Below are 1,400 nucleotides of genomic sequence, written 5' to 3' on the forward strand. Positions count from 1 at the left end.
TTCGTGCTGAAATCCAAATATTTGTATTGGCAGAAAAAGCATAAAGAGGCTATGGCTGTACTGGATAGCGGTATTGCGGCGGCTACGGCATGTAGAGATACTTATCTGATGGTCAATATGCTTTCTGAGAAAGCAAACAGGTATGTGTACGTTGAGAAGGATTATAAAAAGGCTATAGAAGCACATCTCAGAGCGATTGCCATTCGTGAAGATGAAGGCCTGTGCTATTCTTTGGGTATTGCCATGGGATTACAGGGAAATGATTCGGCTTCTTACTATATGGACCGAAGCATTGAACTGGTGGAGAAAAAGAAAGATACGACGCGCTTGGTGCATTATCTGCGAAACTACGCGCAGCTATTGTCTTATATAAGCAGTGATTATAAAAAGGCGGCGGAAGTGTCGAAACGTCTGCGGAGTTTAGCACCCGATGGGGGGCAGGTTGCCATGACCGACTTGGTGCTGACAGAATGTTTTCTGAAAATGGGAGAGTTGGATTCCGCCCAATACTATCTTGATCAGGGCAGAGCATTACTTGCCCGCCGGGAGAAGCTTCTGAGTACAGAAAATATGATGACTTATTATCAGGGATTGATAGATTATACACGTCATCGTACATTTGATTTCTTGAAGGTGATGCGTTATAATGATTCTGTTCACAATGCCCTTTATGCCTTACAAAGTACCATTCAGCGGAAGGATGAAAGTAAGGAATCACTTTCGAATGCTAATTTGCAGCTGACGGTAGAGCGGCAGGAAGCGCAACTGACGCTGTTAGCTTGTCTGCTGTTACTGGTTGTTACGGGTGGTGGCGCCTTTTTCTATATCCGGGCTCGTCGTCATCGTCTGATTGAAGCGGAAGAGCGAATCGAAACACTGAACCGTTTGCTGGCAGATGCTACGAAGGGGGACAGTGAACCAGGGACTACCGGAAATGTTAATCAGGAAGTGGAAGACGGACAGTTTTTCCGAAAAATACTTTTGCAACAGTTGGGCATTATTCGTTTGGTGGCTACGCAGCCTACATCACAAAATCAAGATTTACTTCGCCGCATATCTGGCATTACGAACCGGGAGTTGCCCGTAGAAAGTCTTTTGGTATGGGAGGATTTGTATCCCGTGATCGATCGTATATACGATGGCTTTTATACTCAAATGAACAGACGTTTTGGATCTGTACTAATAGATAAAGAACAGCAGCTCTGTTGTCTGCTTTGCGCAGAGTTTTCTACAAAAGAGATCAGTGTAGTGACGCAGCAAAGCATTCCGACTATTTATCAGCGGAAGACGAATATCCGGAAGAAATTGGGAATGGGGGAGAAAGAGGACATCGTCAGTTTTATTCTGGAGAAATAATACCTGCTTTTTACATATTCGTATGTGTATTCGTGTTTTTTCGA

The 1,400-nt window shown here is 44.1% G+C and carries 1 protein-coding gene; it reads left to right on the forward strand.

The features are described from left to right. Nucleotides 1-1,356, forward strand: a 1,356-nt coding sequence (locus BACCELL_RS25305) for a hypothetical protein (protein WP_007215032.1), incomplete at its 5' end; no start/stop codon positions are given. Between the last annotated feature and the right edge of the window lie 44 nt (nucleotides 1,357-1,400).

The organism is Bacteroides cellulosilyticus DSM 14838 (assembly GCF_000158035.1).
Lineage (GTDB): Bacteria > Bacteroidota > Bacteroidia > Bacteroidales > Bacteroidaceae > Bacteroides > Bacteroides cellulosilyticus.